At 57.1% G+C, this 24,873-nt stretch carries 24 protein-coding genes and 1 tRNA gene; 12 read left to right on the top strand and 13 right to left on the bottom strand.

Annotated elements, in window-relative coordinates; genetic code table 11:
* Both urtB and urtA read right to left on the bottom strand, forming a co-directional pair.
* Window positions 1–1,953 carry an urea ABC transporter permease subunit UrtB gene (urtB, locus tag ACR0NZ_RS16500; RefSeq protein ID WP_480520398.1) on the bottom strand — a complete coding sequence of 651 codons (1,953 nt, stop codon included), beginning with the start codon at window positions 1,951–1,953 and terminating at the stop codon, window positions 1–3.
* A 60-nt stretch (window positions 1,954–2,013) separates the two neighbouring features.
* On the bottom strand, window positions 2,014–3,294 hold the full coding sequence (urtA, locus tag ACR0NZ_RS16495; RefSeq protein WP_209504405.1) for an urea ABC transporter substrate-binding protein: 1,281 nt from the start codon (window positions 3,292–3,294) through the stop codon (window positions 2,014–2,016).
* A 293-nt stretch (window positions 3,295–3,587) separates the two neighbouring features.
* Here urtA and ACR0NZ_RS16490 point away from each other — a divergent pair, with 293 nt between their 5' ends.
* The 9 genes from ACR0NZ_RS16490 (at window position 3,588) to ACR0NZ_RS16450 (ending at window position 9,995) form a co-directional block, all read left to right on the top strand.
* A complete protein-coding gene (locus tag ACR0NZ_RS16490; RefSeq protein ID WP_480520396.1) occupies window positions 3,588–4,511 on the top strand; it encodes an urease accessory protein UreD in 924 nt (307 codons plus the stop codon).
* Between the two features lies 1 nt (window position 4,512).
* Entirely contained in the window at window positions 4,513–4,815 is a 303-nt protein-coding gene (locus tag ACR0NZ_RS16485; protein ID WP_209504406.1) for an urease subunit gamma, read from the top strand.
* 16 nt (window positions 4,816–4,831) lie between these two features.
* On the top strand, window positions 4,832–4,993 hold the full coding sequence (locus tag ACR0NZ_RS16480; RefSeq protein ID WP_209504407.1) for a peptidase M23: 162 nt from the start codon (window positions 4,832–4,834) through the stop codon (window positions 4,991–4,993).
* Complete coding sequence (locus tag ACR0NZ_RS16475) at window positions 4,990–5,295, top strand: urease subunit beta (protein WP_209597619.1); 306 nt, start codon at window positions 4,990–4,992, stop codon at window positions 5,293–5,295. Before ACR0NZ_RS16480 ends, ACR0NZ_RS16475 begins: the two co-directional genes overlap by 4 nt.
* Entirely contained in the window at window positions 5,295–7,004 is a 1,710-nt protein-coding gene (gene ureC / locus ACR0NZ_RS16470) for an urease subunit alpha (protein ID WP_480520394.1), read from the top strand. Before ACR0NZ_RS16475 ends, ureC begins: the two co-directional genes overlap by 1 nt.
* An 18-nt stretch (window positions 7,005–7,022) precedes the next feature.
* A complete protein-coding gene (gene ureE / locus ACR0NZ_RS16465; RefSeq protein ID WP_209504410.1) occupies window positions 7,023–7,475 on the top strand; it encodes an urease accessory protein UreE in 453 nt (150 codons plus the stop codon).
* Window positions 7,441–8,112, top strand: coding sequence for an urease accessory protein UreF (locus ACR0NZ_RS16460; RefSeq protein WP_245220424.1), 672 nt, complete (start codon window positions 7,441–7,443; stop codon window positions 8,110–8,112). Before ureE ends, ACR0NZ_RS16460 begins: the two co-directional genes overlap by 35 nt.
* Window positions 8,109–8,759, top strand: a complete 651-nt coding sequence (ureG, locus tag ACR0NZ_RS16455; RefSeq protein WP_480520392.1) for an urease accessory protein UreG — start codon at window positions 8,109–8,111, stop codon at window positions 8,757–8,759. Before ACR0NZ_RS16460 ends, ureG begins: the two co-directional genes overlap by 4 nt.
* Before the next feature lie 654 nt (window positions 8,760–9,413).
* Entirely contained in the window at window positions 9,414–9,995 is a 582-nt protein-coding gene (locus ACR0NZ_RS16450) for a TMEM175 family protein (RefSeq protein ID WP_480520390.1), read from the top strand.
* 144 nt (window positions 9,996–10,139) lie between these two features.
* Here ACR0NZ_RS16450 and ACR0NZ_RS16445 read toward each other — a convergent pair whose 3' ends face one another.
* Window positions 10,140–11,465: a metal-dependent hydrolase family protein gene (locus ACR0NZ_RS16445; protein ID WP_480520388.1), complete on the bottom strand. Its 1,326-nt coding sequence runs from the start codon at window positions 11,463–11,465 to the stop codon at window positions 10,140–10,142.
* Window positions 11,466–11,715: 250 nt separating this feature from the next.
* On the opposite strand from ACR0NZ_RS16445, the gene ACR0NZ_RS16440 reads away from it, so the two are divergent.
* Complete coding sequence (locus tag ACR0NZ_RS16440; RefSeq protein ID WP_480520385.1) at window positions 11,716–12,930, top strand: carbohydrate porin; 1,215 nt, start codon at window positions 11,716–11,718, stop codon at window positions 12,928–12,930.
* Between the two features lie 574 nt (window positions 12,931–13,504).
* On the opposite strand, the gene ACR0NZ_RS16435 is transcribed toward ACR0NZ_RS16440, so the two are convergent.
* Window positions 13,505–14,395: an AraC family transcriptional regulator gene (locus tag ACR0NZ_RS16435; RefSeq protein ID WP_480520383.1), complete on the bottom strand. Its 891-nt coding sequence runs from the start codon at window positions 14,393–14,395 to the stop codon at window positions 13,505–13,507.
* Between the two features lie 161 nt (window positions 14,396–14,556).
* Between ACR0NZ_RS16435 and ACR0NZ_RS16430 the strand changes: the two genes are divergently transcribed.
* Both ACR0NZ_RS16430 and ACR0NZ_RS16425 read left to right on the top strand, forming a co-directional pair.
* Complete coding sequence (locus tag ACR0NZ_RS16430; protein ID WP_480520381.1) at window positions 14,557–15,369, top strand: SDR family oxidoreductase; 813 nt, start codon at window positions 14,557–14,559, stop codon at window positions 15,367–15,369.
* 37 nt (window positions 15,370–15,406) lie between these two features.
* Complete coding sequence (locus ACR0NZ_RS16425) at window positions 15,407–16,249, top strand: SDR family NAD(P)-dependent oxidoreductase (protein WP_480520379.1); 843 nt, start codon at window positions 15,407–15,409, stop codon at window positions 16,247–16,249.
* Window positions 16,250–16,431: 182 nt separating this feature from the next.
* Here the strand turns inward: ACR0NZ_RS16425 and ACR0NZ_RS16420 are convergent, their stop codons facing one another.
* The 9 genes from ACR0NZ_RS16420 to ACR0NZ_RS16380 all read right to left on the bottom strand — a co-directional run bounded on the left by ACR0NZ_RS16420 (window position 16,432) and on the right by ACR0NZ_RS16380 (window position 24,871).
* Window positions 16,432–17,124, bottom strand: a complete 693-nt coding sequence (locus ACR0NZ_RS16420; protein WP_480520377.1) for a substrate-binding domain-containing protein — start codon at window positions 17,122–17,124, stop codon at window positions 16,432–16,434.
* A gap of 431 nt (window positions 17,125–17,555) precedes the next feature.
* Entirely contained in the window at window positions 17,556–18,191 is a 636-nt protein-coding gene (locus tag ACR0NZ_RS16415) for a hypothetical protein (protein WP_480520375.1), read from the bottom strand.
* A 31-nt stretch (window positions 18,192–18,222) separates the two neighbouring features.
* Window positions 18,223–18,639 carry a MarR family transcriptional regulator gene (locus ACR0NZ_RS16410; protein WP_480520373.1) on the bottom strand — a complete coding sequence of 139 codons (417 nt, stop codon included), beginning with the start codon at window positions 18,637–18,639 and terminating at the stop codon, window positions 18,223–18,225.
* A 628-nt stretch (window positions 18,640–19,267) separates the two neighbouring features.
* Entirely contained in the window at window positions 19,268–19,477 is a 210-nt protein-coding gene (locus ACR0NZ_RS16405; RefSeq protein WP_480520371.1) for a MerR family transcriptional regulator, read from the bottom strand.
* 111 nt (window positions 19,478–19,588) lie between these two features.
* Entirely contained in the window at window positions 19,589–20,572 is a 984-nt protein-coding gene (locus tag ACR0NZ_RS16400) for a hypothetical protein (protein ID WP_480520369.1), read from the bottom strand.
* A gap of 2 nt (window positions 20,573–20,574) precedes the next feature.
* Window positions 20,575–21,762: a tyrosine-type recombinase/integrase gene (locus tag ACR0NZ_RS16395; RefSeq protein WP_480520367.1), complete on the bottom strand. Its 1,188-nt coding sequence runs from the start codon at window positions 21,760–21,762 to the stop codon at window positions 20,575–20,577.
* A gap of 148 nt (window positions 21,763–21,910) precedes the next feature.
* Window positions 21,911–21,987: transfer RNA gene (locus tag ACR0NZ_RS16390), tRNA-Arg, on the bottom strand.
* Window positions 21,988–22,051: 64 nt separating this feature from the next.
* Window positions 22,052–23,434: an ATP-binding protein gene (locus ACR0NZ_RS16385; RefSeq protein WP_480520365.1), complete on the bottom strand. Its 1,383-nt coding sequence runs from the start codon at window positions 23,432–23,434 to the stop codon at window positions 22,052–22,054.
* A gap of 18 nt (window positions 23,435–23,452) precedes the next feature.
* Window positions 23,453–24,871 carry a dihydrolipoyl dehydrogenase family protein gene (locus ACR0NZ_RS16380; protein WP_480520363.1) on the bottom strand — a complete coding sequence of 473 codons (1,419 nt, stop codon included), beginning with the start codon at window positions 24,869–24,871 and terminating at the stop codon, window positions 23,453–23,455.
* Window positions 24,872–24,873: the final 2 nt, after the last annotated feature.

The raw sequence follows: 24,873 nt of genomic DNA, 5'->3' as shown, positions 1-24,873 counted from the left end.
TCAATCCCCCGCCGCACGACCTTTGAGGGCAATGATGCCCCTTGGCCGGAACTGGATGAAAATGATGATGAAGATGATCATGTATGTTTGCGCGGCGAGGGTGTTCGAGGGGTTCATCCACTCGATCCCCTTTTGCAGGAAGCCGATCATGCCCGCACCTGCCAGCGCGCCCCAGATGTTTCCGACGCCGCCAACAACCACGGTCATGAAGCTTTGCACGATATAGTCGCTGCCCAGATCGGACGTGACCTTTGCGAACAGACCAATCGCAACCCCGGCAATCCCGGCGATGCCCGAGCCCAAGCCGAAGGTCAGCATATTCACCCGCCCCGGATTGATACCCATCGACCCGGCCATGCGTGGGTTCTGTGTCACCGCGCGCATCTCAAGCCCAAGCCGCGTGCGCTTCATAATGTAGAGGAACAGTCCCAAAAAGATCGTCGCCAGCACAAAGATCGCGATGCGGATATAACTGATCGAAACCACATCGTTCAGCACCCACGCCCCATCCAGCCAGCCGGGCGCGGTCAGCGGGCGGGCCTGCGTGCCAAAAATGTTCTTGGCCAGCTGTTGCAGTGCGATTGAGATGCCAAAGGTCGCCAGCAGCGTCTCAAGCGGACGGGCATAGAGCCAGCGGATAACTAGCCGCTCCATCGCGACGCCCATCGCGAAGGTGACGGCAAAGGCCATCGGGATGGCGACGATTATCGACAGCGTGTGGTCGGGGATGAACTGCTGCACCACGTATCCGGTATAGGCGCCCATCATGATGAACTCACCATGAGCCATGTTGATCACACCCATCACGCCGAAGGTGATCGCCAGACCGATGGCTGCCAAGAAATAGATCGACGCCAATGAGATCGCGTCCAGTGTCAGGTCGAGCGTCTGGTTCAGGCCGACCTTCAGCTCGATCTGTTCAAGTGCCTGCACTGCAGCTGCGGTCACTTCGGGCGAGGGTTCCGTGTAGGTATCAATGAACACATGTTCAGCCAGCGCCGTGTTTATGTCGGCCTCGGTTACCAAGGCGGGAACGACCCTTGCCTCTGCCAAGGCTACATATGCCCGAGCGCGCGTTTCATCTGTATTCAGTTGCGCAAGCGGAATGTCACCAACGCGACCCCCGTCAATATTGGCCGCAAGAGCTGTCCGGATATCATCCCGTGACAAGCGTGGGGGCGCCAGATTGCCAGTGACCAGCAAGTCATAGGCCTCATCGCGCGTCAAATCACTCGAACCCGGTTCTAAAACGGCGGCGATATTCACATTAGACGGAAGTTCCGGTGCTGCTTGTCGCGTCGTCGCGATCAGTGGATTTAATGCGCCACGGACGTCCACGCCCAGATCGTCGGACATCTGCTCAATCGCAGCCACGCGCGCCGCGGTATCTTCGTCATATCCAATCGTCAGCAACCGTTCGAGCCGTTGTTTGTAAGCTTTCAGATCAGCATCAGCTTCATCGGCAATCGACGCGCGTAGGGGCTCCAGCAAAGCACGTTCGGGGTCACGTTGGATGGATTGCAAAGCGGCCAGCCGCCGAGCGCGGTCCGGATCTGTTAGCTGGTACTGCACCAGAGCCGTGCCAATCATCGCGCGGATGCCGCTATTGGGCTTCAACTGCTTCAGGTTGGATTTCTCGAAAATACCAACGACCTCGCCAGTATCGAAATCGGTAAGCTCATACGACCGGCCTTCGACCTTTTTGCCTGCAAAGAACAGGCCGTCCGACTTGCGCATCCACACGTCCTTGGCGGCCCATGTCTCAAGCATCACCTGCGCTTGCGGCAACCCGCTGCTGGCAATCGCATCAATCACGGGCCCGATTGTCTTGCGTGAGCTTTTGGCGATGATCTCCTGATGCTCTTGCAGGATCGGTTGCAGACCGGCCTCTTGCGCGTTGGCGGTCAGGTGGGCGCATAGAATTGCGAGGCCCGCAAGGAAAAGTCGTAACATGTGGTGAAACCCGAGTGTCTTTGGGGGCAAGGCGGGCATCACACCCACCTTGCGTGTCGGTTAGTAGTTCGACAGGGTCTGAACGCAGGTCTCGGTCTCGGTGTTGTACATACCGCAGCCCAGCTCTTTCCAATCCGATACCAGCACCGCCGATTCCGGTAGGAAGTCGGTCCAGGCGTCGCCCGGCACAACGTCGGTTTCGCTGATGATGTCGAACTGGCCGTCTTCCTGAATCTCACCGATCAGAACCGGCTTGGCCAAATGGTGGTTCGGCAGCATGACAGCGGTTCCACCGGTCAGGTTCGGGAATTCCTGCCCGTACATCGCGGCGCGCACGGCATCTACGTCGGTCGAACCGGCCTCGGTCGCGGCGTTAACCCACATGTTGAAACCGATGTAATGTGCCTCCATCGGGTCGTTGGTCACCCGGTCTTCGCCCATGGTAGCTTTCCATGTTTCAACAAATTCAGTGTTGGCGTCGGTATCCGCCGACTGAAAGTAATTCCAAGCAGCCAGATGGCCCACAAGGTTGGTTGTATCCAGGCCCGACAGTTCTTCCTCTCCGACCGAGAACGCAACGACCGGAATGTCATCCGCCGAGACGCCAGCCGCAGCCAGTTCCTTGTAGAAGCCGATGTTGGCGTCGCCATTGATGGTTGAGATCACTCCGACCTTCTTACCATCCGCACCCAGCGCAACCACATCCGCCACGATCTTGGACCAGTCGGAATGGCCAAAGGGCGTGTAGTTGACGAAGATATCACCGTCCGCGATGCCCTTTTGCTTCAGATAGCTTTCGAGGATATTGTTGGTGGTGCGGGGATAGACATAGTCTGTGCCAAGCAGCGCGAATTTCTCAACGCCAAGCTCGTCGAGGAAATAGTCGGTCGCCGGGATCGCTTGTTGGTTCGGCGCGGCACCGGTATAGAAGACGTTTTTCGAGCTTTCTTCACCCTCATACTGCACCGGATAAAACAGAAGGCCGTTCAGTTCCTCAATCACCGGCAGCACCGATTTGCGGCTGACGGACGTCCAATTGCCAAAGATCACATCCACCTCATGCACGGTCAGTAGCTCACGCGCTTTTTCCGCAAACAGCGGCCAGTCGGATGCAGGATCAACCACAACTGCCTCAAGCTGCTTGCCCAGCAGGCCGCCTTTGGCGTTCTGCTGGTCGATCAGCATCAACATCGTGTCTTTCAGCGTGGTTTCCGAAATCGCCATAGTGCCTGACAACGAGTGCAGTACGCCGACTTTGATCGTGTCTTCAGCAGACAGAGCGGCCGTTGCCATGGCGGCAAAGACAACCGATCCGAAGAGCGTGGATTTGAGAGATGTCATGTAATTCTCCTGGCGGGGCGGGCACAGAAGCCTTGCGTTGACACGCTGTCTTCTACTACCTGATCCCCGCAACTGTATGTTGCGTTACGTGTGGCGGTTGTGTCCGAGGTCCAATTCGCGCAGCCGTCACACACCCCCGGCGGTCGTTAGCCCGGCAGGCCCCACATCGATTCTGCATTGCAGCGAAATAGGCAAATCTGGCCCCATAGCATTCTGGCAAAGTGGACTGATATGCCCGATTTTTGATCTACATGCTGCATGCGTGATTAAAAATTGCACTTACGGTACGGGACTTGGTCGAAAATCTGCACCTGTCGATAGAGTTTCGACATCCCAAAGGTGAAAAAGCGCCAAACGTTCATGACGCGAAAGCCGCTGCCATCACTCAATTCACGCCCATATCATCAGCGTCACATGCGAGACCGCCACGCGCTGAAGGCCGGGTTACGCTGTCGGCCAAACTGTTCCACGGGCGCAGTGTGATTGATCGCTTGCGGCCGGCGGGTTCGTTCAAATGTCTCTTCCCACGCGGACACGGCAGCCAATTGGACGCCGTGCTTTTGAACACGGCTGGTGGTGTTACTGGCGGTGATGATTTCCGGTTTTCAGGCCGCGCAGGCCGGGGCACCGAACTGACAGTGACCACGCAGGCTTGTGAGCGGGCATACAAAGCACAACCCGGTCAGGCCGCACGCATCGTCAACACTTTAACCGCCGGTCCGCAGGCAAGGCTGAACTGGCTTCCGCAAGAGACGATCCTGTACAGTGGCAGCGCATTAAACCGGCGCTTGCGTATTGATTTGGCCGAGGATGCCTCGGCCCTTATGGTTGAACCTTTGATCTTTGGTCGTACCGCGATGGGTGAAACTCTGACGGATATCCGCCTCAGCGATCGGATCGAGATTCGGCGCAACGAAAGGATGGTGTTTCTGGACGCCACCCGGTTCACCGGCGACCTTAGCGCGCATCTGGCCCGTCAGCACATTGCAGATGGCGCGGGCGCGATGGCCTTAGTCGCATTTGCCTCGCCCAGGGCCGAAGGGCATCTGAAGGCAATCCGCCAGATGCTGCCCGATACCGCCGGGGCCAGCCTGTTTCAACCTGACCTGCTGGTCGTCCGACTGCTGGCCAAGAACGGGTATGCCCTGCGCCGAAGTCTGATGCCCGTGCTTCGGCGACTGAACAACGACTCGCTTCCAAGATGCTGGACAATCTGACATGAACCTGACTCCCCGTGAAAAAGACAAACTGCTGGTCGCCATGGCCGCTGAAGTTGCCCGTAAACGACTGGCCCGTGGTGTCAAACTGAACCATCCCGAGGCGATTGCCCTTATCACCAGCGCCGTGGTTGAAGGCGCACGCGACGGGCGGTCGGTCGCCGATATGATGCAAGCCGGGGCCGAGGTGATCACCCGCGCGCAATGCATGGAAGGCGTCCCCGAGATGATTCACGAGGTTCAAGTTGAGGCCACCTTTCCCGACGGCACCAAGCTGGTGACCGTTCACAACCCTATTCGCTAAAAAAAGGAACACTGATATGACCCGCATGCTTTTCCCTGTTCTGATCCTGGCTGGCCCCGCCGCCGCGCATAACGGCACGCATATCCACGCGCATGGCACGGACTATGCCGCTCTGGCCGTGGGCCTCGCGATTGTCGCGTTGGCTGCTGTTGCCTTGATGGTGAAGCTAAACAAATGATCCCCGGCGAGCATTTCCCCGCTGAAGGCGAAATCACGTTCAACCTGGGCGCCGAGCCGTTGACGCTGATGGTCGCCAATACTGGCGACCGCCCGATTCAGGTCGGCTCGCACTATCATTTTGCCGAGACCAACCCGGCGCTGGAATTCGACCGCGCTGCCGCCCATGGCCTGCGTCTGGACATCGCCCCCGGCACCGCCGTGCGGTTCGAACCGGGACAGGAACGCGAGGTTTCGCTGATCCCGATCGGCGGCGCACGCAAGGTCTATGGGTTCAATCAAAAGGTCATGGGGGCGTTGTGATGCCAGCAAAAATCAAACGCTCCGACTATGCCGCCATGTTCGGCCCCACCACCGGCGATAAAATGCGGCTGGCCGATACCGACCTGATCATCGAGGTCGAACGCGATCTGACCATCTATGGCGAAGAGGTCAAGTTCGGCGGCGGGAAAGTGATCCGCGACGGGATGGGGCAGTCTCAGGTCACACGGGACAAGGGGGCGGTGGATACAGTCATCACCAATGCGCTGATCGTGGATCATTCGGGTGTCTACAAGGCGGATGTCGGTCTGAAAGACGGGCGTATCGCCAGGATCGGCAAGGCGGGGAACCCCGACACGCAGCCAGGTGTCGACATTATCATCGGCCCCGGCACCGAAGCCATCGCGGGCGAGGGGCGCATCCTGACCGCAGGCGGGTTCGACAGCCATATCCACTTCATTTGCCCTCAGCAGATCGAAGACGCGCTGCATTCCGGCCTGACCACCATGTTAGGCGGCGGCACGGGTCCGGCCCATGGCACGCTGGCCACCACCTGCACCCCCGGCCCCTGGCATATCGGACGGATGTTGCAGGCGGCGGATGCCTTCCCGATGAACCTCGCCTTTGCGGGCAAGGGCAACGCCTCATTGCCAGCTGCGCTCGAGGAACAGGTCAATGCCGGGGCCTGCGCTCTGAAACTGCATGAGGATTGGGGCACGACCCCTGCCGCCATCGACTGCTGCCTGTCGGTGGCCGATTCGATGGATGTACAGGTGATGATCCACACCGATACTCTGAACGAATCCGGTTTCGTCGAAAACACTGTCGCCGCCATGAAAGGACGCACCATCCACGCCTTCCACACCGAAGGCGCAGGTGGCGGCCATGCCCCTGACATCATCAAGATTTGTGGCGAGAATCACGTTCTTCCCTCCTCGACCAACCCGACGCGACCTTTCACTGTAAACACGGTCGAGGAACATCTGGATATGCTGATGGTCTGCCATCACCTCGACAAGTCCATCCCCGAGGACGTAGCCTTTGCCGAAAGCCGCATCCGGTGCGAGACCATCGCGGCCGAGGATATCCTGCACGACATGGGTGCGTTCTCGATCATCGCGTCTGACAGCCAGGCCATGGGCCGGGTCGGAGAGGTGCTGATCCGCACATGGCAAACCGCCGACAAGATGAAGAAACAGCGAGGGCGTCTGACCGAGGAAACCGGTGAAAACGACAACCTGCGGGTCCGCCGTTACATCGCCAAGTACACCATCAACCCGGCGATTGCCCACGGTCTGAGCCATGAAATCGGCAGCATCGAGGTAGGCAAGCGCGCCGATCTTGTCCTGTGGAACCCGGCCTTTTTCGGCGTGAAACCCGAGATGGTTCTGCTGGGCGGTACAATTGCCTGCGCGCAGATGGGCGACCCAAATGCCTCGATCCCGACACCGCAACCTGTTTACAGCCGTCCGATGTTCGGGGCTTATGGGCGGTCGGTGGAGCACTCGGCGATTACCTTTGTCTCGGCAGCAGCGCAGGCGGACGGGATCGGTGAAACTCTAGGCCTGGCCAAGAAAACAGTCGCCGTGCGGAACACACGCGAGATTGGCAAACGCAATTTGCTGCTAAACGATGCGACGCCCCATGTCGAAGTAGACGCGGAAACCTACGAGGTCCGCGCCGATGGTGAATTGCTGACCTGCCAACCTGCCGAGGTGCTGCCGATGGCGCAGCGATACTTTATGTTCTGAGATACAAGGAGCACCAAGATGACCACCGCGATCAAAACCGCTCGTATCTACCACGACCATGCGCATGCACCCGCTCATGCGCAGGTCTCGCTGGACTATGATGGCCGCTTCCTGCGCCGCAAGATGCTGGCCACGGATGATGGCGAGGCGTTTCTGGTTGATCTCTCCAACACCAAATCGCTGGATCATGGCGGGGTTCTGGTATTGGAAGACGGTCGTGAGATTGAAATCGTCGCGGCCCCCGAAGAGCTGCTGGAGGTAAAGGGCGACCACCTGCTGCGCCTTGCCTGGCATATCGGCAACCGGCACACACCCTGCCAAATCGAATCTGACAGGCTGCTGATCCAGCGCGATCACGTCATTCGCGACATGCTGATGAAACTGGGTGCCGATATTCGCGAAGTCGTCGAACCCTTCACCCCCGAAGGCGGGGCCTATGGCCACGGCAGGACCCATGGTCACGCCCACTAGCTCTGACATCCTGACACTGACCCAATGGTTGTCCCCCGCCTATCCGGTTGGGGGCTTCGCCTATTCCCACGGGCTGGAGGCAGCGATTGAACTGGGCCGGGTCGCCAGCGCAAACCAGACAGGCGACTGGGTCGCCACGATACTGCAACATGGCTCGGGCTGGAATGACGCGCTATTTCTTGTGGCCGCGTATAACGCCGATGACAGGGCCGCGTTGGCCCGAATCGATGCCTCCGCCCGCGCCTTTTGCGCCGGGTCGGAACGGCTGATGGAATCCGACCTTCTGGGTCAGGCTTTCGGATCCGTGACCGGAGATATCTGGGGGCTCGACCTGCGGCGCCTCACCTACCCGGTCGCGGTGGGCCGTGCCGCGCGGATGCAGAATCTGCCGCGCCCGCTGGTGTCGCAGATGTTCCTTCAGGCCTTCATGAGCAATCTTGTGGCCTGCGCAACCCGCCTTGTCCCTTTGGGACAGACCGATGCTCAGCGGCTGATTCGTGATCTGACCCCGCTCTGCACTTCGATTGCGGAAACAGCACAACACACGGGCCTTGATGAACTGGGTTCAACCGCATTCCTGTCCGATATCTTGTCGATGAAACATGAAACTCAATATTCAAGGATATTCCGAACATGAGCAGTATGAACGGCCCCCTGCGCGTTGGTATCGGCGGCCCGGTTGGCGCTGGTAAAACGACCCTGACTGCCGCTTTGGCAGAGGCCCTGGGCGAGGCCTTTTCGATTGGTGTCATCACCAACGACATTTATACGCAAGAGGATGCCGAAGCGTTGATGCGGATGCAGATTCTGCCCCGGGACCGGATTATCGGTGTCGAAACCGGCGGTTGCCCGCATACCGCGATCCGCGAGGATGCCTCGATCAATCTGGCCGCCGTGGCAGAGATGCAGGCCCGTCACCCCGGCTTGGATATAGTTCTGATCGAAAGCGGCGGCGACAATTTGTCGGCCACATTCAGCCCGGAACTGGCGGACCTGACACTCTACGTGATCGACGTTGCAGCGGGTGAGGAAATTCCGCGCAAGGGCGGTCCTGCGATAACGAAATCGGACATTCTGATCATCAACAAAACAGATCTCGCCCCCCATGTCGGCGCGTCGCTCGAAGTGATGGAGCGCGACGCCACGCAAATTCGAAAGGGCCGACCTTTCGTGTTTTCGGCCCTACGCCACCGAACGGGCGTTGACGCGATCGTCAGTTTGTTAGCGCAGATTGGGGGTCTGAAAATTGCAGATGGATGTGTTGCAGAGGCTTCTGGCGGTTGACGTGTGCCTTTGACGGCGGAATGACGACCGAACCATGTAGCTCGTAGTCCGCTCACAATTTCGTTCTTGGGCGCGGCGAACCGGCCCGATCGCCGATACAGTGCTCCACCGCAAGGTGTCGTGCCGACACCCCCCGAGGATGAACGCAATCGTCATCAATGGGTTATCTTCGGCAAGTCTCCGAAAGAGCTCGTTTGTCTCGTTGCTCAAAGGGTCCACCAGTACTTGCAACCAGTCTTCGCCTTGCCTCAGTTTTCCACTTCAAAATTTGTTGGCGTAACCTGACCATGTTGATCAGTTTATGGGATATGGCCAAAGTATAGAACCCGCCTGAGCATTGGACTTTAGACACTAGGCGACGTGTTTGGGCGGCCAAGGAACCTAGTCATTTGAAGCAGCTAAGTCTGAGTACCCGAGTCCTCAGAACGTCCGAACTTGTGGGCGAAATCGGCCCAATCCCGACCTTCGCCTCACCTTAACGTTGCTGCAGTCGCAGCCTGCTTACCGGCCATTCGCAGCGCGTGCAAAATCTGGAGATGATCGAACTCACACTCTACGGACAAATCCGCGGTACATGAATACAAGAGACGAGGCGCCATCAAGGTTTACCCTGCGAGCCTGACAAAGTAGCGTGTGCTCGGAGGAGTTCGCCCAATGCAAAAGTTCGACGTCGCTCGATTAGCAGCCCTGTCTGACGGTGTATTTGCGATTGCTATAACTCTTCTTGTCCTGGATCTGGATCTTCCGACCGGCACGGAGAAATCTGTTGGAACACTGATCCTTGCGGACCTTCCGAAGCTGTACGGCTGGCTGATCAGTTTCTTGGCCATCGGTGCGCTTTGGCTCCACCACCATTACATCGTCGCGCAGCTCCGGTTGGCCGACATCACGGTCCTGTTGCTCAATCTGGCCTTGCTCCTGTTCATCTCCGTCGCGCCCTGGACCACCTCGCTGATCAGCGCATACGGCGATAGCCCGGTGTCGGTAATATTGTTCTCGGGCACGCTCGGAATGGGATGGTTGTCGATTGCAATGATGGCAATGCATGCGCGCGACCGCAGCCTCCTCGTCCCGGACGCACCCGCACCGGAGCCGGGACTGGCAACAACCTTGCTTTCAATTCGGGGCACATTGATCGCGATCCTGTCCATTGCACTGGCGTTTGTTGACACCACGCTGGCAATACTTGTCTGGGTCTCGCTAATCGTGATGCACCCATTTGTCTATTACCGCTGATCGCGACCCGCAAGCCAACAACTCCCGACTGGGAATTCCGCAACTCATACCGTTGCGCAATGCCAAAGGTGGAACTCAGAATGCGCGCCGATCAGGGATGGACGGCGCGCATGGGCATATGGGCCGAGCATTCGACCGACGGCCTCACTCGAGCGTGTTCTTGTGGATAACCCCGTCCTTCATGATCAAATCGAAGTTCTGGTCCGGGTCCGCCATCAAGCTTAGATCATCCAGTGGGTTGCCGGCAACGATGATCAGGTCGGCTAAGGCACCTTGGGAAATGACGCCCTTCTCCTTGGGGTATGGGTCCCGCGGCCCTGACAGCTTCAGAAGCTGCGCATTGTCATAGGTCACCATCCGAAGCGCCTCAAAGGGCGTGTAGCCGAAATGCGACCCAAGAAGTGCCACCATCTTGTTCTGCTGGATACCGCCACCTGGCGAAAACAGTATATCGGTCCCGAAGGCGACCTTCAGGTCGTGTTTTTTTGCCAATTCATAGGCTTTTGCGGTTCCCTGAACCATTATCTCTTGCTTGGCTTTCACGAACGGGTTTGCCGCGTATTCCGAGTCATCCTCAATTACAAAGGGTTGCAGAGAGAGCCAGATGTCCTTTTCGGCGAGAAGTGCCATGGTTTCATCGTCCAGAAGCTGGCCGTGCTCCACGACCTTGACCCCGGCTTCTACAGCTGTTCTGACGGCGGTGGGCGTGTAGGCGTGAACCGTGACGTAAGTGTTCCATGTGCTGGCCACCTCGACGGCCGCTTTTATCTCTTCCAGCGTGTACTGCTGCACATCGAGAGGGTCGAAACTCGACGAAGTGCCGCCACCTGCCGCCAATTTGATTTGCGTGGCACCCATCCGAAGTGCCTCACGCACGCGCTTGGTAACCTCGGGCACGCCGTCTGCCGTCATCAGGATCGCATTGCGTTCCCAGTAGTCCAGAGGGTCAGCCGGATTGGCAGGGACAGCGTTTTTGCTGCGGAAGTCAAAATGACCGGAGGTCTGGCTGATCGGCGGGCCCGATGGATAAATTCGCGGGCCCACAAGCTCGCCTGAATCCACCAACTTCTTGATTGCGAAGGGATTGCCGCCCATGTCTCTCACAGTGGTAAAACCGCGCATCACGGTGGCCTCAGCCCCAATCGCACCGCGCAGCGCAACCTCCGACACATCGCCCGCTGCAAGGATATCGACAGGAATTTCGGCAAAGCTAACGTGCCAGTGATTGTCGATCATGCCGGGCATCAGGGTTCCACCCTTGCCATCGATCACCGTCGCATCGCCTGGGTCGATCTCGTCGGTCGAGACGCTTTTGATTGTGGTGCCCTCTATTAGAACATTCGCGTTTTCGATCAGGTCGGGGTTCTGTCCATCAAAAACGGAGACGTTGGTTACCAGGACATCGGATGTCGACTGCGCTTGAGCCGTTCCCGCCAACATTATGGAAATTAATAAAAAAAAGCTTCTCACCCTAGATTCTCCTCGCCGCCAACTCGATTAGACTCTATGATAGAGCAACAAGTCGAACAACATTTTGGGGTGTGACAATCTGGGCAGATGTCGGCGTCTGATCGATTTTGCGTTGGCACCTATAGTGGGCGGACATCTTGGCGCTAAAGGCGCTCTGAGTGGTTGCAACCGACGGGGATTGAAAGGTGGATCGGAAATGGTACAACGCACGGCGAGCGCTGCGTCTGCTTTTCAGGGTCGGGGCGCGCGCATGACAGCGGTGATCGCTGGCCGCGGCTGTGCCGTCCGTTTCTGCCTGACGCTGCTAATCTCCGTCGGCGCAGCGGAGTATACCTGTGCCGAGGTGCTTGGCGGGCCTTCATCGGTCCGGTCCGATTTACTGCTCTCCTACGCGCCGCCCGATCCGAACTATCGCTTCGATTTCCCACGCAACCTGGTCCCCGGTTATTTCGACTGGAAGGACAGGCTCGAAGCGCGGGGAATCAAGTTCAACTTCGAGTATCTTTCGCTTGGCCAATCGACCAACGCGGCGTTTGGACCGGGTAAGGCCGTCGGCGGATTGGCACGGCTTTACGGCACTTGGCAGGCAACCTCCAACGGGTCGCTGACATTCAAGGTCGAGAACCGCCGCAGCTACACAAGCGTATCGCCGCAAGGTCTCGGAGAAGCATCCGGGGCGCTGTCGGTGACCGGCACCGTGTTCAGCGACGCTGGCACGATTCTTACCAATCTGTTTTGGACGCACACCGCTAAAGACAAGCGTTGGGCGGTTCGCTTCGGCTTGATCGACGTCACCGACTATCTCGATTCCTACGGTCTCGTCAGCCCGTACGCCGCCTTTCAAAATGCGGCCTTCAGCACCAGTCCGACGATTGCCGCGCCCAGTCAGGGTCTTGGCGTTGCCGGGGCCGCACAACTAGGTGACAACTTCCTTGTTTTCGGATCGGTGGCAGATGCCAATGCCGACCCGACGACCTCGCCGGACTTTGACGTTGTAGTGGATGGAGATCTCTTCAAGAGCCTCGATTTGGTCTACACGACGGATGTCGGTCTAGCCTTCTACAACAATGCTCATGTCACGATATGGCATTCGGATGCCGCCAGTGATGGCAGCCGTGCTGAGGACTACGGAGCGACTGTTTCGTTGTCAGCGATTTTGCAGAACGGATTTTACCCGTTCTTTCGGGCCGGGCGTTCGCGCGGAACAGCGGCCCTTTACGACCGTTCCATCTCTACCGGATTGGGGTATTTCGCGTCCAATGGCGATCTCGCCGCGGTCGGCTTTGACTGGTCCGGCGCCCGAGATATCGAGGGGACCCAGTTCACGGCAGAAGCGTTCTACCGGTTTTCGCTCTCGCCTGGTCTGGAACTGACCCCGTCGATCCAGTTCATCAAGAACCCGCTGCTCGACCCTTCGGGCGACGGCATTACCCTGATCAGTTTACGCGGACGTTTCGTGTTCTGAGATATGTGGTGTGGCGCAGGCGAGCGACTGTCAGAAACCGTCCGTCAACCCGCCTTCGGTTAGTTGCGGCGCGCACGTCCAGATCCCGCCATTGCCACGGAATGTTTCAGTCCGCATGAACTGCGGCTTCCGGTCGTGAACGCGTCTTCCGTGAATTCTCGTCAGAATTTCACATGGTCGGCATTCTACTCGTCGATACTGAGCGTAGCATCGAACTTGATGAACTCGGAGCCGACTTGCCCGGTGCGGAATGTCGGGTGTTAGAATCTTCGTCTGAACGTCCGCTCTATCGGTTGTCGCATTCACAGGACGCACATGCGGCGGAGGTCCGCAGTCCGCCCCAGGTGCCGGGCACGGTGGTCTTGATACGTCTTCACCGGACTTTGAAGCCTTTTGCAGCGAAATGGCGCTTGGTCCGCGAAGCAGACATTGAACAGAGTTGCGACGAATGACCGATCTGCGGACAAAGCGCCTTTTTGCTGCAATTGCGCCAATGGCCGATTTCCGAGATTGATTGGGTCGAAAGCCTCGGCTCGTGAAAGCGTTGCTGTGTTTAAGCTTTATCCCAGCAGCCCTATTGGACAGCTTCGGAAACGCGGTCCTGTCTAGGGGAGCGTCCGAATTTTCGGGCATATTCTCTGGAGAATTGAGCGGGGCTTTCATATCCGACCCCATAGGCAATCTCTGAGATCTTTGAGCCGGTGGTTTGCAGCTCATTTCGGGCATGAAGCAAGCGCAGGTCTTTCTGGTATTGCAGCGGCGAGGTTCCCGTGACTGCTTTGAACTGTTCGAAGAAGGCCGAACTGCTCATCCCCACACGAGCGGCAAGCTCTCTCACGGCAAGGGGTTTGCCCAGATCTGATCGGATCTCGTTCGTCGCCGCAAAAATCCGGCTAGCCGTGTTCTCGTGCCACACCAGTTTTCGAAGCGTGCCACCATGTTGCCCGATCAGCAGGTGGGCGTGGATTTCCCGCGCCGTGATCGGCGCCAGCAAGTGTCGTTCCTCTTCGGTTTCGCACTGGCGAAAATATCGCAACAAGGCGTCTCGCATGTCATCACCAGTGGGTGCGAGGCAAATAGAAAACGGATCCGACACACGGTGGGTGGTTGACTGCGGCAAGGCCGGAGCTAGGGCGCGAAAGTGATCCAGATCAAGGGGGAATACGAGCGCGACATAGGGAAGATCGGGCGTGGCCTCGGTGATCCTTGAAACAACGGGCAGCGCGTTGCTGACGATCAGTGACTGCCCGGCCCGCACGGTAAGCGTTCTGGAGCTGGTCCCAACCTCCTTTGCACCTTGCAGGACCGCGCACAACAGCGGGCGGTAGACATTTGCGTCATGTTGGGTGATCGCCGGATGGGTGAGAAATACCGTCCCACCGTCCTTGTGTGTCAAAACACCGTGCGTGACGCCTGAGTGATCAAGTTGAGCGAGAACATAGTCCAATAACGCCCGAGGTCCCATGAATGCCTCCTGTGGGTCGACCCATCTTTACCACGGGGGCAAAGCAAACACTTACCCAAAACTTCAGATTGTGGAGGATTGTGCAAGAAAACTGGAGAATATTGAAAGATTCATCCTGCCTTGGTGATTATCGTGACTATAGGAAGTGAGGGATTTGAGATATGAAAACGATTCTTATCACCGGGGCCTCGTCGGGAATTGGCGCAGCGACGGCCCGGCATTTCCAAGCAAACGGTTGGAATGTCATCGCCACGATGCGCAACCCCACGGACGGCCCCGAGCTCGGCGCGTTAGAAAACGTACATCTGGCCCAACTGGATGTGACGGATTCGGGTTCAATTACAACGGCCGTAGGCGAAGGCATCGAACGGTTCGGGCAGATAGATGTTTTGCTGAACAATGCGGGCTATGGCGCCTACGGTGCGTTAGAGGCCTTTTCGATGGACCGCATCCGGCGTCAGTTCGACACCAACGTGCTCGGGTTGATGGAAGTGACCAAAGCCGTTCTGCCTCATTTCCGTCAGAACCGGTCAGGCACGGTCATAAATATCTCATCCATCGGAGGACAGATCACCTTTCCACTTGGCGCGCTCTATCATGGCACCAAGTTCGCAGTGGAAGGGCTTTCTGAGGCGCTGCATTACGAGTTAGAGCCGCTTGGCATTCGTGTCCGAATTGTCCAGCCTGGAATGATCCGGACCAACTTTGGCGGCAGCTCCTTTGATTTTGCGATGGATGAGAACCTGCCGGATTACGCACCAATGGCCGAAGCTATGGGGCGCCTGTTTGGCAAGCTGGCCGCAAACCCGTCTGAACCAGAAACGGTCGCGCAGGTCATTTGGGATGCGGCCAACGAGACCGGAAACCGCCTGCGTTTTCGCGCCGGGCCTGATGCCGAAGAACTGCTCGACGCCCGCAAACAACAGGATGACGAGACGTTCATTGGTAGTCTTAAGCAAAAGATGGCGCCCTGAAGAACCGTTGAGTCATTCATAGAAAAAGGGATGCTCCATGTACCGCAAAGCAATTGATAAAGGTGGCCTGGCCGTTGTAACCGGGGCCGCAAACGGTGTCGGTAAAGCTGCGGCCCAACGATTTATTCAGGACGGTCTGGGGGTTGTGCTGGTTGACCTGGCAGGTGAGGCCTTGGACAGAGCCGAGGCGGAATTGCGCGATCTGGCTGGGGCGTCCGCAACTGTTCAGGCGGTTCCAACGGATGTCACCGACGCTACTGCTGTGAACGCCTTGGCAGATCAAGCCTTTGCGCTCGGCGAGGTGGCTGTCCTGATGAACAATGCCGGTATCGCGGCGCCGTCCGGCAGCTGGGAAAACGCGGAAAACTGGCGCAAACTGTTAGAGGTCAACCTATTTGGGGTCATGAATGGCGTGCATGCTTTCCTGCCGCGCATGATCAAGGTGGCGCGTCCGGCTGTGGTGATCAACACCGGGTCTAAACAGGGCATCACCACACCGCCCGGAAACCCCGCTTACAATACCAGCAAAGCTGCCGTGAAGGTCATGACGGAAATGTTGGCGCATGATTTGCGGCAGGCCGAAGCGGATATCACCGCCCATCTGTTTGTGCCGGGGTTCACCTATACCGGCATGATTCAGAAATTCATGCCGGAAAAACCTGCCTCAGCTTGGACAAGTGAAGAGGCAATTGACTATCTGCTAAGGCGCATGTCGGACGGGGATTTCTATATTCTTTGCCCCGACAATTATGTGTCCGAAGAGCGCGATCGCAAACGCGTTGAATGGGCCGTAGGCGATATCATCAACAATCGCCCGGCTCTTTCGCGCTGGCATCCCGACTATGTGGATGCCTTCGCGGCGCACGAGGCTTCGGAATAGCCGGTCCCAAAGAGCGGTCAAGCATAGAGCCAGTGAATCAGTTGACCAAACAACAAGGCTTACACCACTTCTAAATTCCTAACGGACGTTTATGCCAAGCGCAGCATTGGTCGAAATAGGGCTCTCAGCGGACTTTGCGGTCGTCGCGAAAGGCCCAGCTGTTCTAGTGCGTCGTCGTCATGTCAATCTAATGCAAATCGAAATATGCCTGCCGCTGCAAGCTCGTCATCCAGCTCACTTGACGTCAGAAAAGAGAGTGCCTGTGATGCACCCGGGTGGGCTTTGATGCCGAGGAAAACCGATATGTCGATATGCGTTCCAAGTTCTTCGGGAAACACGGCTGCCAGAACGATATCCGGGGTGGAAAGGATCGTCGTGAGGGGGGCGACCGCGAGTTCTGCTTCACCGGCTGCGACAGATGCAACGGGTTCACCGCCACCCATGGCCTTGCTTTTGGGAAAGACATCATCTGTTAGACCGATCCTTTCCAACGCCTTAAGATAAGTGCGGCCGCTTGTGCCGACCCCAGTGAAAGCAATGCTTTCAGCCTCACGAAAAAGGGCTTTGAGATCCTCGACATTTTCCTTCACTCGATCCTGTCGCCCTGGCCTTTGAGCAACCGCAAGCGGGACGCGGCCAAAGGCACGATGACTTCCAACTTCCGCATAACCCGCTGCAATCAATGCCTTTGCGTAGCCTGGATTGGTCATGCCCAGATCATATGCCTCTCCAGCTGAAACGCGTTCGGAAATTGTCGGGTTAAGATCGATCATTTGCTTGATCGACGCACCTGCGGCAACTTCGATGCGTTGAACGACGCCGTTGACGAACGCTCGTATGGCGGTCGGCACGAAGAAGCGAATTTCATTCGACATCACGTTTGGAAACCCCTCGGGCCTTGCGGCGCTTGATCTGCATGATGCTCATGAGCTCAGAAGTGGGCAACTGTTGCAAATACAATTACCGCTTCGGGCTCGAAGCGGCCATCGAAACAGCTCTGTCGAATGACTGCTTTAACCTTGCTTGCGAGGCAGTGCCTGGTCAGCCGATCAATTTCTGCAGTTCCCTGTCAGCGCGGATAAGTTCATTGATCGTCTTGCGCATTTCCTCGGTTTCTCTCGATCGTTCTCCGTGCTTCCATGACGGATGGCTTGGCCCAGCGGCTTGCCCACCTCCAGCCCCATGCATGCGACAAACACTCCAGCCTTGAACGGCGGGTGCGCGGCACCGCTTGCCAGTGGACTTCGCCGTTGCTGTGCACCTGGGCGCATCATTGAGCCGTTTGGTGGGGTCCATGAGGTTGTCGTTACTTTTTGTCATCCGACTGCCCCCCGTTGTGCACGTTTCCAACAATTGCCTGACCACCTTCTTTGACTTCAACGCGTTCGACCCGGACGGTTTGATCTGCCTTGGAGCGATACCGTTTCAGGGTTTCAACCTGGTTAGTGAAGGTCCGCGCAAGTTTGTTGAGCGCCCGTTCCGCCGAGTCTTGCTGCGTGAGAGTTTTTACGTGGTTCAGGCGGCGTGCCATCATCATCGTCGCCTGATGGATCGCGCCCATCTGGATCGCAAGCATCGCTTCGATCTCCTCTCGCGGCCCAACCCCGGCAACAACAGACATCACGAAGTTTGATGCTGCCTCAGAAACAGAGCTGTCCTGTTGCCCGAGAGTCGCGACTTGATCCATCACGCCTTCGAAGAACCGATAATCGACTGTGCCTAGCTCATGCATCGCCAATGCGCAGGCCGCCGTTGGGTCTTTTCCTGTGTGCCCCACCGTGAGCCTTCGTGTGTCTTCATCAAAATCCAACGTGATATCCGGGGCCCGGACGCGTGATCGCTTCCGTTCCCTCAGATCGGCAACCGCATTGGTCTCCGCTTCGGTAAGCTCGGGGTCCTTTGTCTGCAGATCATTGCCATTGTCTTTCTGTGCCTTGCTCATGTCCGCCTCGCGTAACAGGGAGTGGTTAGTATTAGTGTTCCGATTCAGAACCGAAGGACCGACGAAAAACCGGCCTGACGGGTTCTGATTTGGAACCATGCGGGGTCTTTGGGTTCTCAAACGGAACCACAGAGGATGCTGACGGGTCCGTACCAGAACCGCGTTTTGTTTTTTCGGGCTGCCAGAAACGCCAGTTGTTAGTGGCGGCTTTTTTGCCGGACCGGGTTTGTGTGGTCTTAGTCGTTAACCGCCATTCGTGGGCGCGACGGTGATACCAGTTGCCTTCCTGCTCCAGCACAAGGAAGCCTTTGTCCTGCAGATCCTCGAAAGCGCGTTGAACGGTGGCCTTACCTAGGCCTAGAATCTCTGTCGCTTCGTTCATCGACAGGAACAGCTTGCCGTTGTTGCTGCCGTTGAAGCGGGTGTGAAGCTCCAGCCAGAGCTTCACTGCAGGTCCCGACAAAGCCCGCCACGCCGGAGATTTGATCATTGCGTAGGGCAGAGGGATGTATTGCCCCTCATCCGACCGTTTGCCCTTGGGAGACCGCCGTCTACTCATCGCGACACCTCCGCTGGAAACGCTCGGGAAGGGCATCCAACTCCGGAACGTCGCAGCCGATATGCGCCCGGACGAGCCGGGTTAGGCCGGATTTGATCACACAGTACCCGAGCGTGTCCCACGCCGCTCCCCCGGCCGGAAATTTGGGTCTCTGGCGCTGAAACAGCCATTGGATACCATCGCGGCAGTCAGAGACGCGGTAGATACCATGACGAAAGAGTTCGCCGCCGTAGTTCTCAGCAGTTTCCCGATGATCGGTTCGTGAAAGAAGGCCAGTGTCTGGCCCCCTGTCGAGACTCGTGCTGTTCGGCTTGGAAAAGGACATATCAGCCATGCTTGATCCGTCCTTTCCGTATGATCACCCATTCGACCGAGTGGCTCAGGGGCGACCAGTAGTACCGGCGCTCGTTTTGTCTTGTCGGCGCGGGACATCCTGTGGCATCAACTGGACTTGCTAGGGTGGCAGTTGATGTCACTAGAAAAGCCCCATCTCCGCGCTTGGAGTTGGGGTTTTTCATTATGCAGCCTCGTTGTTGGGATCTGTGCGCCGTGCTGCCAGCCAGGCGTTCAGATCGGCGCCATGATAGGCGATCCGCCGACCGATGCGGAGAAAGGCAGGACCACACATACGGTGGCGCCATTGAGCCAGCTTTTCGCGGTTTCCCAGCAATTGCATTTCAGGGTCTTCTGGGAAATAGACCCGGTCGTCGTTGAAGACGCTTGCCATCGTTAAAGTCCCCTTGGATTAGTTTCGATGGCTCCCAATTATGGGCAGCATTCTAGACTTGTCACCAGACTTTTTCCTGCGCCTAAGCGCTTTCCAGAAGCGAGAAAACGCTTAGGCGTTTTTCTTGAACACTGCTTCGTACCTCGATTTGAAATGCTCTATTGACCGCAACTCCGTTCCGTAGTCCGCATGAGTTTTTTGCGATTTGGGGAAGTCCTTATGTTTCTCAACTGCCTTTTCCAAAGCTTGATCAACAATGCGTTCTTCACTGACAAGATTGACGGCGTCTGACAGCAGTTCAATTTCCTGCATCAACAGCTCCAAGTTTTTGAGCCTGCGTTGTCGTGATGCACGTGCCCCGGCTTTTCCCGCGTTCTCTTGAGTTTTTTTTGCAAGAATTGCGGCCTCTTCTGTCCCGCCTGCAATCGACTGTATTTCCTTGGTGTAGTAACCAGCGGCAAAATCGTCGTAAGTCACAAACTGGAACAAAAACAAATGCGCCGCAAGACTAGCCAGTGAAGAGTCCGGGAAATGGTTCAGGCAGTACTCAAATTCCGCAACGACGGACCAATTCTCTCCAAATTTCTCTTTCATCCAAGCAATGTGCTCGTCACCTAGCCATTCAAGTACACGAGGGGCTGTCTCGTAATCCCATTCATTTTTGACACCAGCTTCAGAAAGAGCCCGATAGCACACCGAGTGAACATCATCATCGTCGCAACGCCTAAACATCGCAGTCATCACCCTGCATGGATCGTCATCGGAACCAAACAAGTCTTTTAGTCGTTTTGGGTAACCGCAGTGTTCTCCGTACGTCAGGCCGATCGGCATAGACTTCAAGAATTCACGAGCCGCATCCTCGGTCGGGAAATATGAAAACCCTGTTTGTTCTTTATCCAGACCAGTACGACTTGTAACGCAAACTTGCCAAATTGTGTCTCCTTCTTGGAGTTCTTCGAAACGATCTTGGTAATACGCGCCAGTGAGCAGTTCTAGACTGGGCGAAAGCTTATCCCCTATCACTACCGGAAAGATGTGATGTGCGACTATTTCTGTGAGCCTGTTGGGTTTAACCCACTTGTTGTCTTCCGCCATCTCTAGCAGCCCTCAAGACTGGTGTTACTCACAAATCTATTCCAATCAGAAATTAAGCTTCTTCGCCGTTCCAGCAAATCCGACCGCGCGTAAGCCCTTTCCACATCTGATCCTACCTGATGGGCCAAAGCCGCCTCCGCCAGTTCGCGCGGCGCATTAGCAGCCTCTGCCGCCCAGTCCCGAAACGAGCTACGAAAGCCATGCACGGTGACGCCATCCTGCCGCATCCGGCGCAGCAACATTAGCATTGACATGTTCGACAAGGGATGATGCCGCCTTTGCCCCTCGAACACATAGTCGGAGGCCAGCGCACGCAGCGGCTCCAGAATGGCCAGCATTTCGTCAGTGAGAGGAACACGATGGACTTGCCCACCCTTCATGCGCTCCGCCGGGATGGTCCACAGGCGCGCATCAACATCGACCTCGGGCCATTTCATCTCCAGGACCTCTGAGGTTCGGCAGGCGGTCAGAATGGCGAACTGCAGCGCCTTGGCGGCCATAGCTGAGCGGGTCTGCAACTCGGCATAGAACGCGGGGACCTCCTGCCACGGCATTGCGTCGTGGTGTTGGACCTTGGCTTTGACGGTTGGCAGCACTTTACCTTCGCGGATAACGGTCACCGGGTTCTCGCCCGAGCGGAACCCCTTGGACTTTGCCACGTCGAGCACCGTTTTGATCCGCTGAGACAGTCGCTTCGCGGTTTCGTGTTTCTCGGTCCAAATGGGCGACAGGCACATCAACACTTCGGGTTGATCAATGCTGTCGACTGGCATGCGCCCGATCTTGGGGAACGCATAGTCGCGCAAAGTGTTGAGCCACTGCTGCCCATGCTTGGCATTCTTCCATGTTGGCAGGCGGTCAATGTGAACTTGTCGGCTGAGTTCCTCAAAGGTCGGGATTTCACGCTGGGCATTGAACCGAGGGTTCAGCCCTGACTTTGCCATGCGTCGATATTCGAGGGCTCTTTCTCGAGCCTGGTTCAGAGTGACAACATCAGCGCCACCCAACCCAAAATCCGTGCGCAGCGGAGCGCCCTTGCGGTTCTTCTGTCCTTTGACCGTTACACGCACGATCCAGCGCCGCGCACCAGAGGGATCAACAACAAGATACAGACCAGAACCGTCGCCATGCCGACCCGGGCCAAGATTTTCTACCAGCTTCTTTGTCAGCTTCCCGCTGAGAGCAGCCATGAAAATACCACAAAATATACCACTCAACGAAAGTATACGGGTATGATCGGACAAAATCCAACGAAACCAGCCAACGCGGCCACAGCCATAAAACACAGAGGTTTAAGAAACCTAGTGTATCTCGTTGAGATTTGGGAAAATCACCAAGTGGCGGACCGAGGAGGATTCGAACCCCCGACCCCTTGATTCGTAGTCAAGTACTCTATCCAGCTGAGCTATCGGTCCGCGTTGGTGAGGCGCTGTTTAGACCTGTGGTCAAAGACGTGCAAGCCGATTCTTCAAAAAAAAATCAAAAAGTCATGTCTCCGCGCGGAAGCCTTATTTCAAAGATCGTTCCTTCGGGCCCGGTCTCTTTCAGTGTCAGGTTACCGCCATGCCCGCGCACCAGTTCCTGAGAGATTGCAAGGCCCAGGCCAGAGCCTCCTTTGCGGACCCCACCCTGAAACGGTGTGAACAGGTTTTCACGTGCTTTTGGCGGAAGACCCGGCCCGGTGTCGCGAATTTCAAGACACCAGGCGTCCTGATATTCACACCCGTCGATGGTGATAAGACCCGGCTTACCCGAAGCTTCCAACGCCTGTCTTGCGTTACGCACGAGGTTCATGATGACACGAAACAACTGCTCGGGGTCGGCGCGGGCGATCAGATCTTCAGGCACTTCGTTCACAATCTCGACGCAGCCCCCCGCGACTGCCAGCTGTTCACTGGTGGCGACGTCAGCCGCAATTGTCCGCAAGGGCACCATCGTCAAAGTGGGTGCAGGTTCTTCCGCGCGACCGAATGCCAATGTGCTTTCACACAGCGATACAGCACGGGTGATCGAATTCACCAACTTCGGAGCCATTCGCCGGACCAGCGGGTCATCACTGGATTCGATCCTGTCCGTGAACAGCTGCGCCGATGTCAGGATGTTACGCAGGTCATGACTGACCTTTGCAACCGCCCCACCCAGTTGCGCCAGCCGCTCGCGCTGTTTGAGCGCCTGCGTCAGTTCCGTTTGCAACATCTTCAGCGCTTCTTCGGCCTCGCGCAATTCCGTCACTCTGGAATTCGGCGAGATGATGCCGCGCGCATCCTCGGGTGCGCTGGCATAGCGCTGCATATATCCCACTACGCTTTTGATTGGGCGAACAAGAACCACGCGCACCGCAAGGAACAGTAAGGACGCCGTGATGATTGAGATGACAAAGGACAGCCCCAGAATGCGCAGGCCGTAGTCAACCATCGCCATACGCAGGGGGGCGCTGTCGATCGTAACCTCAATCAGCAACCCCGCGCCCTTGACCGGCTCGCCAATGATACGGATGACTTCATTTTCGGGTATGAATATCCGGCTCACCGCATCCCGGATCAAAATCCACGGACCGGCATCCCGTAGATCGAATGTTTTGGTGATTGCCTCGGGAATTGGTGACGACAGCATGAGTTGGCGGACTTCATCCCGACGCAACACAACGTTGTAAACACCGGCATTCGCCAGCAATTCCGCCTCAAGATCTTCGGCCAGCATATCGTCAGCCAGCAACGCCAGCGATGCGATCTGGGCGCGTTCCAGACGGTTTAGCAGGAAATCCTCGCGGAACCGGGCAATCGACGGGACAAAGATCAAGATTTCGGCCAACATAACGAAGACCGTCGTCAGGATCAGAAATCGGCCCGACAGCGAGTTCAAATTACGCTCCTCTTCAGGTCAGGGAATCAAGCGCTGGACGAACCTGACCACACGTTTAACTGTCTGATTCTCAAACAGCCTTGGAGAGAAATAAGCGCCAGCAACGCGTTTGTTAAGCTCTCCGATCGTTGGATAAGGTGAAACCATAGCAGCGATCTGCCCCATCTTCAGATTATTGGCCAAAGCCAGCGACCACATGTTGATCAACTCGCCCGCCTGATGGCCCACAATCGTGGCCCCGACGGGCCTGCCCTTCACCACCATGACCTTGATGAACCCTTTGATTTTGCGCTCGGCCAAAGCGCGGTCATTGTGGTGATAGTCAAAGCGCGCAACCTGCACCCTGTCGCCATGCCGGTCGCGGGCCTGAGTTTCGGTCAGACCAACCTGCGCCAGTTCAGGGTCGGTGAACGTTGCCCATGGGATATGCGCCGTTTTCGCCCTAGCGGGCAGGCCGAACAAGGCGGATCGAATGATGATACCCGCATGATACCCGGCTACATGGGTGAATTGCAGCCCCCCCAAGACATCGCCAATCGCATAGACCCGGCGGTTTGACGTCCGCAAGCTGTCATCCGTCTTGATCCCGGTTCGGGTGCGGTCAATTCCTGCCGCGGCCAGGTTCAGACGCTCGATATTGGCTTTGCGCCCTACGGCGATCAAAAGGTGAGAGCCCCTGTGAATATCGCCATTCTCGGTCACGATTTCCACAACGCCTTCCCTTCCGCGAATCTGGGCCACCACGGCATTTTCGTGGACCATAACACCTTCGCCGCGCAAAGCCTCCAGCACCACGGACGCGGCCTCGGGGTCGTCTTTGCCCAATGCCTTCTGCCCTTCAACAACTGTTACCTTGCTGCCCAACCGGACATGAGCCTGCGCCATTTCCATACCCACCGGACCACCGCCAATGATCAGCAAGTGTTCCGGACGCTCGCGCAGGTCGAAGATGGTTTCGTTTGTTTGATAAGGCACTGTGTCCAGTCCCGGGATCGGCGGAACCATTGGCGACGACCCGGTTGCAATCACGATCCGGCGCGCGGTGATGACATGATCTCCGGCCTGCACCTTGGTCGGGGAGATAAAGCTGCCAAACTCGCGGATCACCTTGACACCCAAACCTTCGAAGCGTTGCTGGCTGTCCATTGGTTCGATCTGGGCAATCACATCCCGCACATGATCCTTCGCCGCCGCATAGTCGATCTGAGGGTTTACATCGGCCACGCCAAACGCGGCGGAATGCGCCTGACCAAAGGCCGCTTTGCCGCTTGCGATCAGCGCTTTCGACGGGACGCAGCCGAAGTTCAGGCAGTCGCCGCCCATCTTGTGCCCTTCCAGAAGGATCACCTTCGCACCCATCTGGCTGGCACCGGCCGCAACCGATAACCCTCCGGACCCGGCCCCAATGACCAAGATATCTGTCTTGAGGTGTTGCATGG

The organism is Ruegeria sp. AE3 (genome assembly GCF_056542225.1).
The sequence above is the reverse complement of the archived record's forward strand: the minus strand, read 5'-3'. Positions and strand labels throughout refer to the sequence as shown.

Bases quoted from the DNA above. Each gene is read 5' to 3' on its own strand.
- urtB (WP_480520398.1), bottom strand. From the start codon at position 1,953: ATGTTACGACTTTTCCTTGCGGGCCTCGCAATTCTATGCGCCCACCTG.
- urtA (WP_209504405.1), bottom strand. From the start codon at position 3,294: ATGACATCTCTCAAATCCACGCTCTTCGGATCGGTTGTCTTTGCCGCC.
- ACR0NZ_RS16485 (WP_209504406.1), top strand. From the start codon at position 4,513: ATGAACCTGACTCCCCGTGAAAAAGACAAACTGCTGGTCGCCATGGCC.
- ACR0NZ_RS16480 (WP_209504407.1), top strand. From the start codon at position 4,832: ATGACCCGCATGCTTTTCCCTGTTCTGATCCTGGCTGGCCCCGCCGCC.
- ACR0NZ_RS16475 (WP_209597619.1), top strand. From the start codon at position 4,990: ATGATCCCCGGCGAGCATTTCCCCGCTGAAGGCGAAATCACGTTCAAC.
- ureC (WP_480520394.1), top strand. From the start codon at position 5,295: ATGCCAGCAAAAATCAAACGCTCCGACTATGCCGCCATGTTCGGCCCC.
- ureE (WP_209504410.1), top strand. From the start codon at position 7,023: ATGACCACCGCGATCAAAACCGCTCGTATCTACCACGACCATGCGCAT.
- ACR0NZ_RS16460 (WP_245220424.1), top strand. From the start codon at position 7,441: ATGGCCACGGCAGGACCCATGGTCACGCCCACTAGCTCTGACATCCTG.
- ureG (WP_480520392.1), top strand. From the start codon at position 8,109: ATGAGCAGTATGAACGGCCCCCTGCGCGTTGGTATCGGCGGCCCGGTT.
- ACR0NZ_RS16450 (WP_480520390.1), top strand. From the start codon at position 9,414: ATGCAAAAGTTCGACGTCGCTCGATTAGCAGCCCTGTCTGACGGTGTA.
- ACR0NZ_RS16440 (WP_480520385.1), top strand. From the start codon at position 11,716: ATGACAGCGGTGATCGCTGGCCGCGGCTGTGCCGTCCGTTTCTGCCTG.
- ACR0NZ_RS16435 (WP_480520383.1), bottom strand. From the start codon at position 14,395: ATGGGACCTCGGGCGTTATTGGACTATGTTCTCGCTCAACTTGATCAC.
- ACR0NZ_RS16430 (WP_480520381.1), top strand. From the start codon at position 14,557: ATGAAAACGATTCTTATCACCGGGGCCTCGTCGGGAATTGGCGCAGCG.
- ACR0NZ_RS16425 (WP_480520379.1), top strand. From the start codon at position 15,407: ATGTACCGCAAAGCAATTGATAAAGGTGGCCTGGCCGTTGTAACCGGG.
- ACR0NZ_RS16420 (WP_480520377.1), bottom strand. From the start codon at position 17,124: ATGTCGAATGAAATTCGCTTCTTCGTGCCGACCGCCATACGAGCGTTC.
- ACR0NZ_RS16415 (WP_480520375.1), bottom strand. From the start codon at position 18,191: ATGAGCAAGGCACAGAAAGACAATGGCAATGATCTGCAGACAAAGGAC.
- ACR0NZ_RS16405 (WP_480520371.1), bottom strand. From the start codon at position 19,477: ATGGCAAGCGTCTTCAACGACGACCGGGTCTATTTCCCAGAAGACCCT.
- ACR0NZ_RS16400 (WP_480520369.1), bottom strand. From the start codon at position 20,572: ATGGCGGAAGACAACAAGTGGGTTAAACCCAACAGGCTCACAGAAATA.
- ACR0NZ_RS16395 (WP_480520367.1), bottom strand. From the start codon at position 21,762: ATGGCTGCTCTCAGCGGGAAGCTGACAAAGAAGCTGGTAGAAAATCTT.
- ACR0NZ_RS16380 (WP_480520363.1), bottom strand. From the start codon at position 24,871: ATGCAACACCTCAAGACAGATATCTTGGTCATTGGGGCCGGGTCCGGA.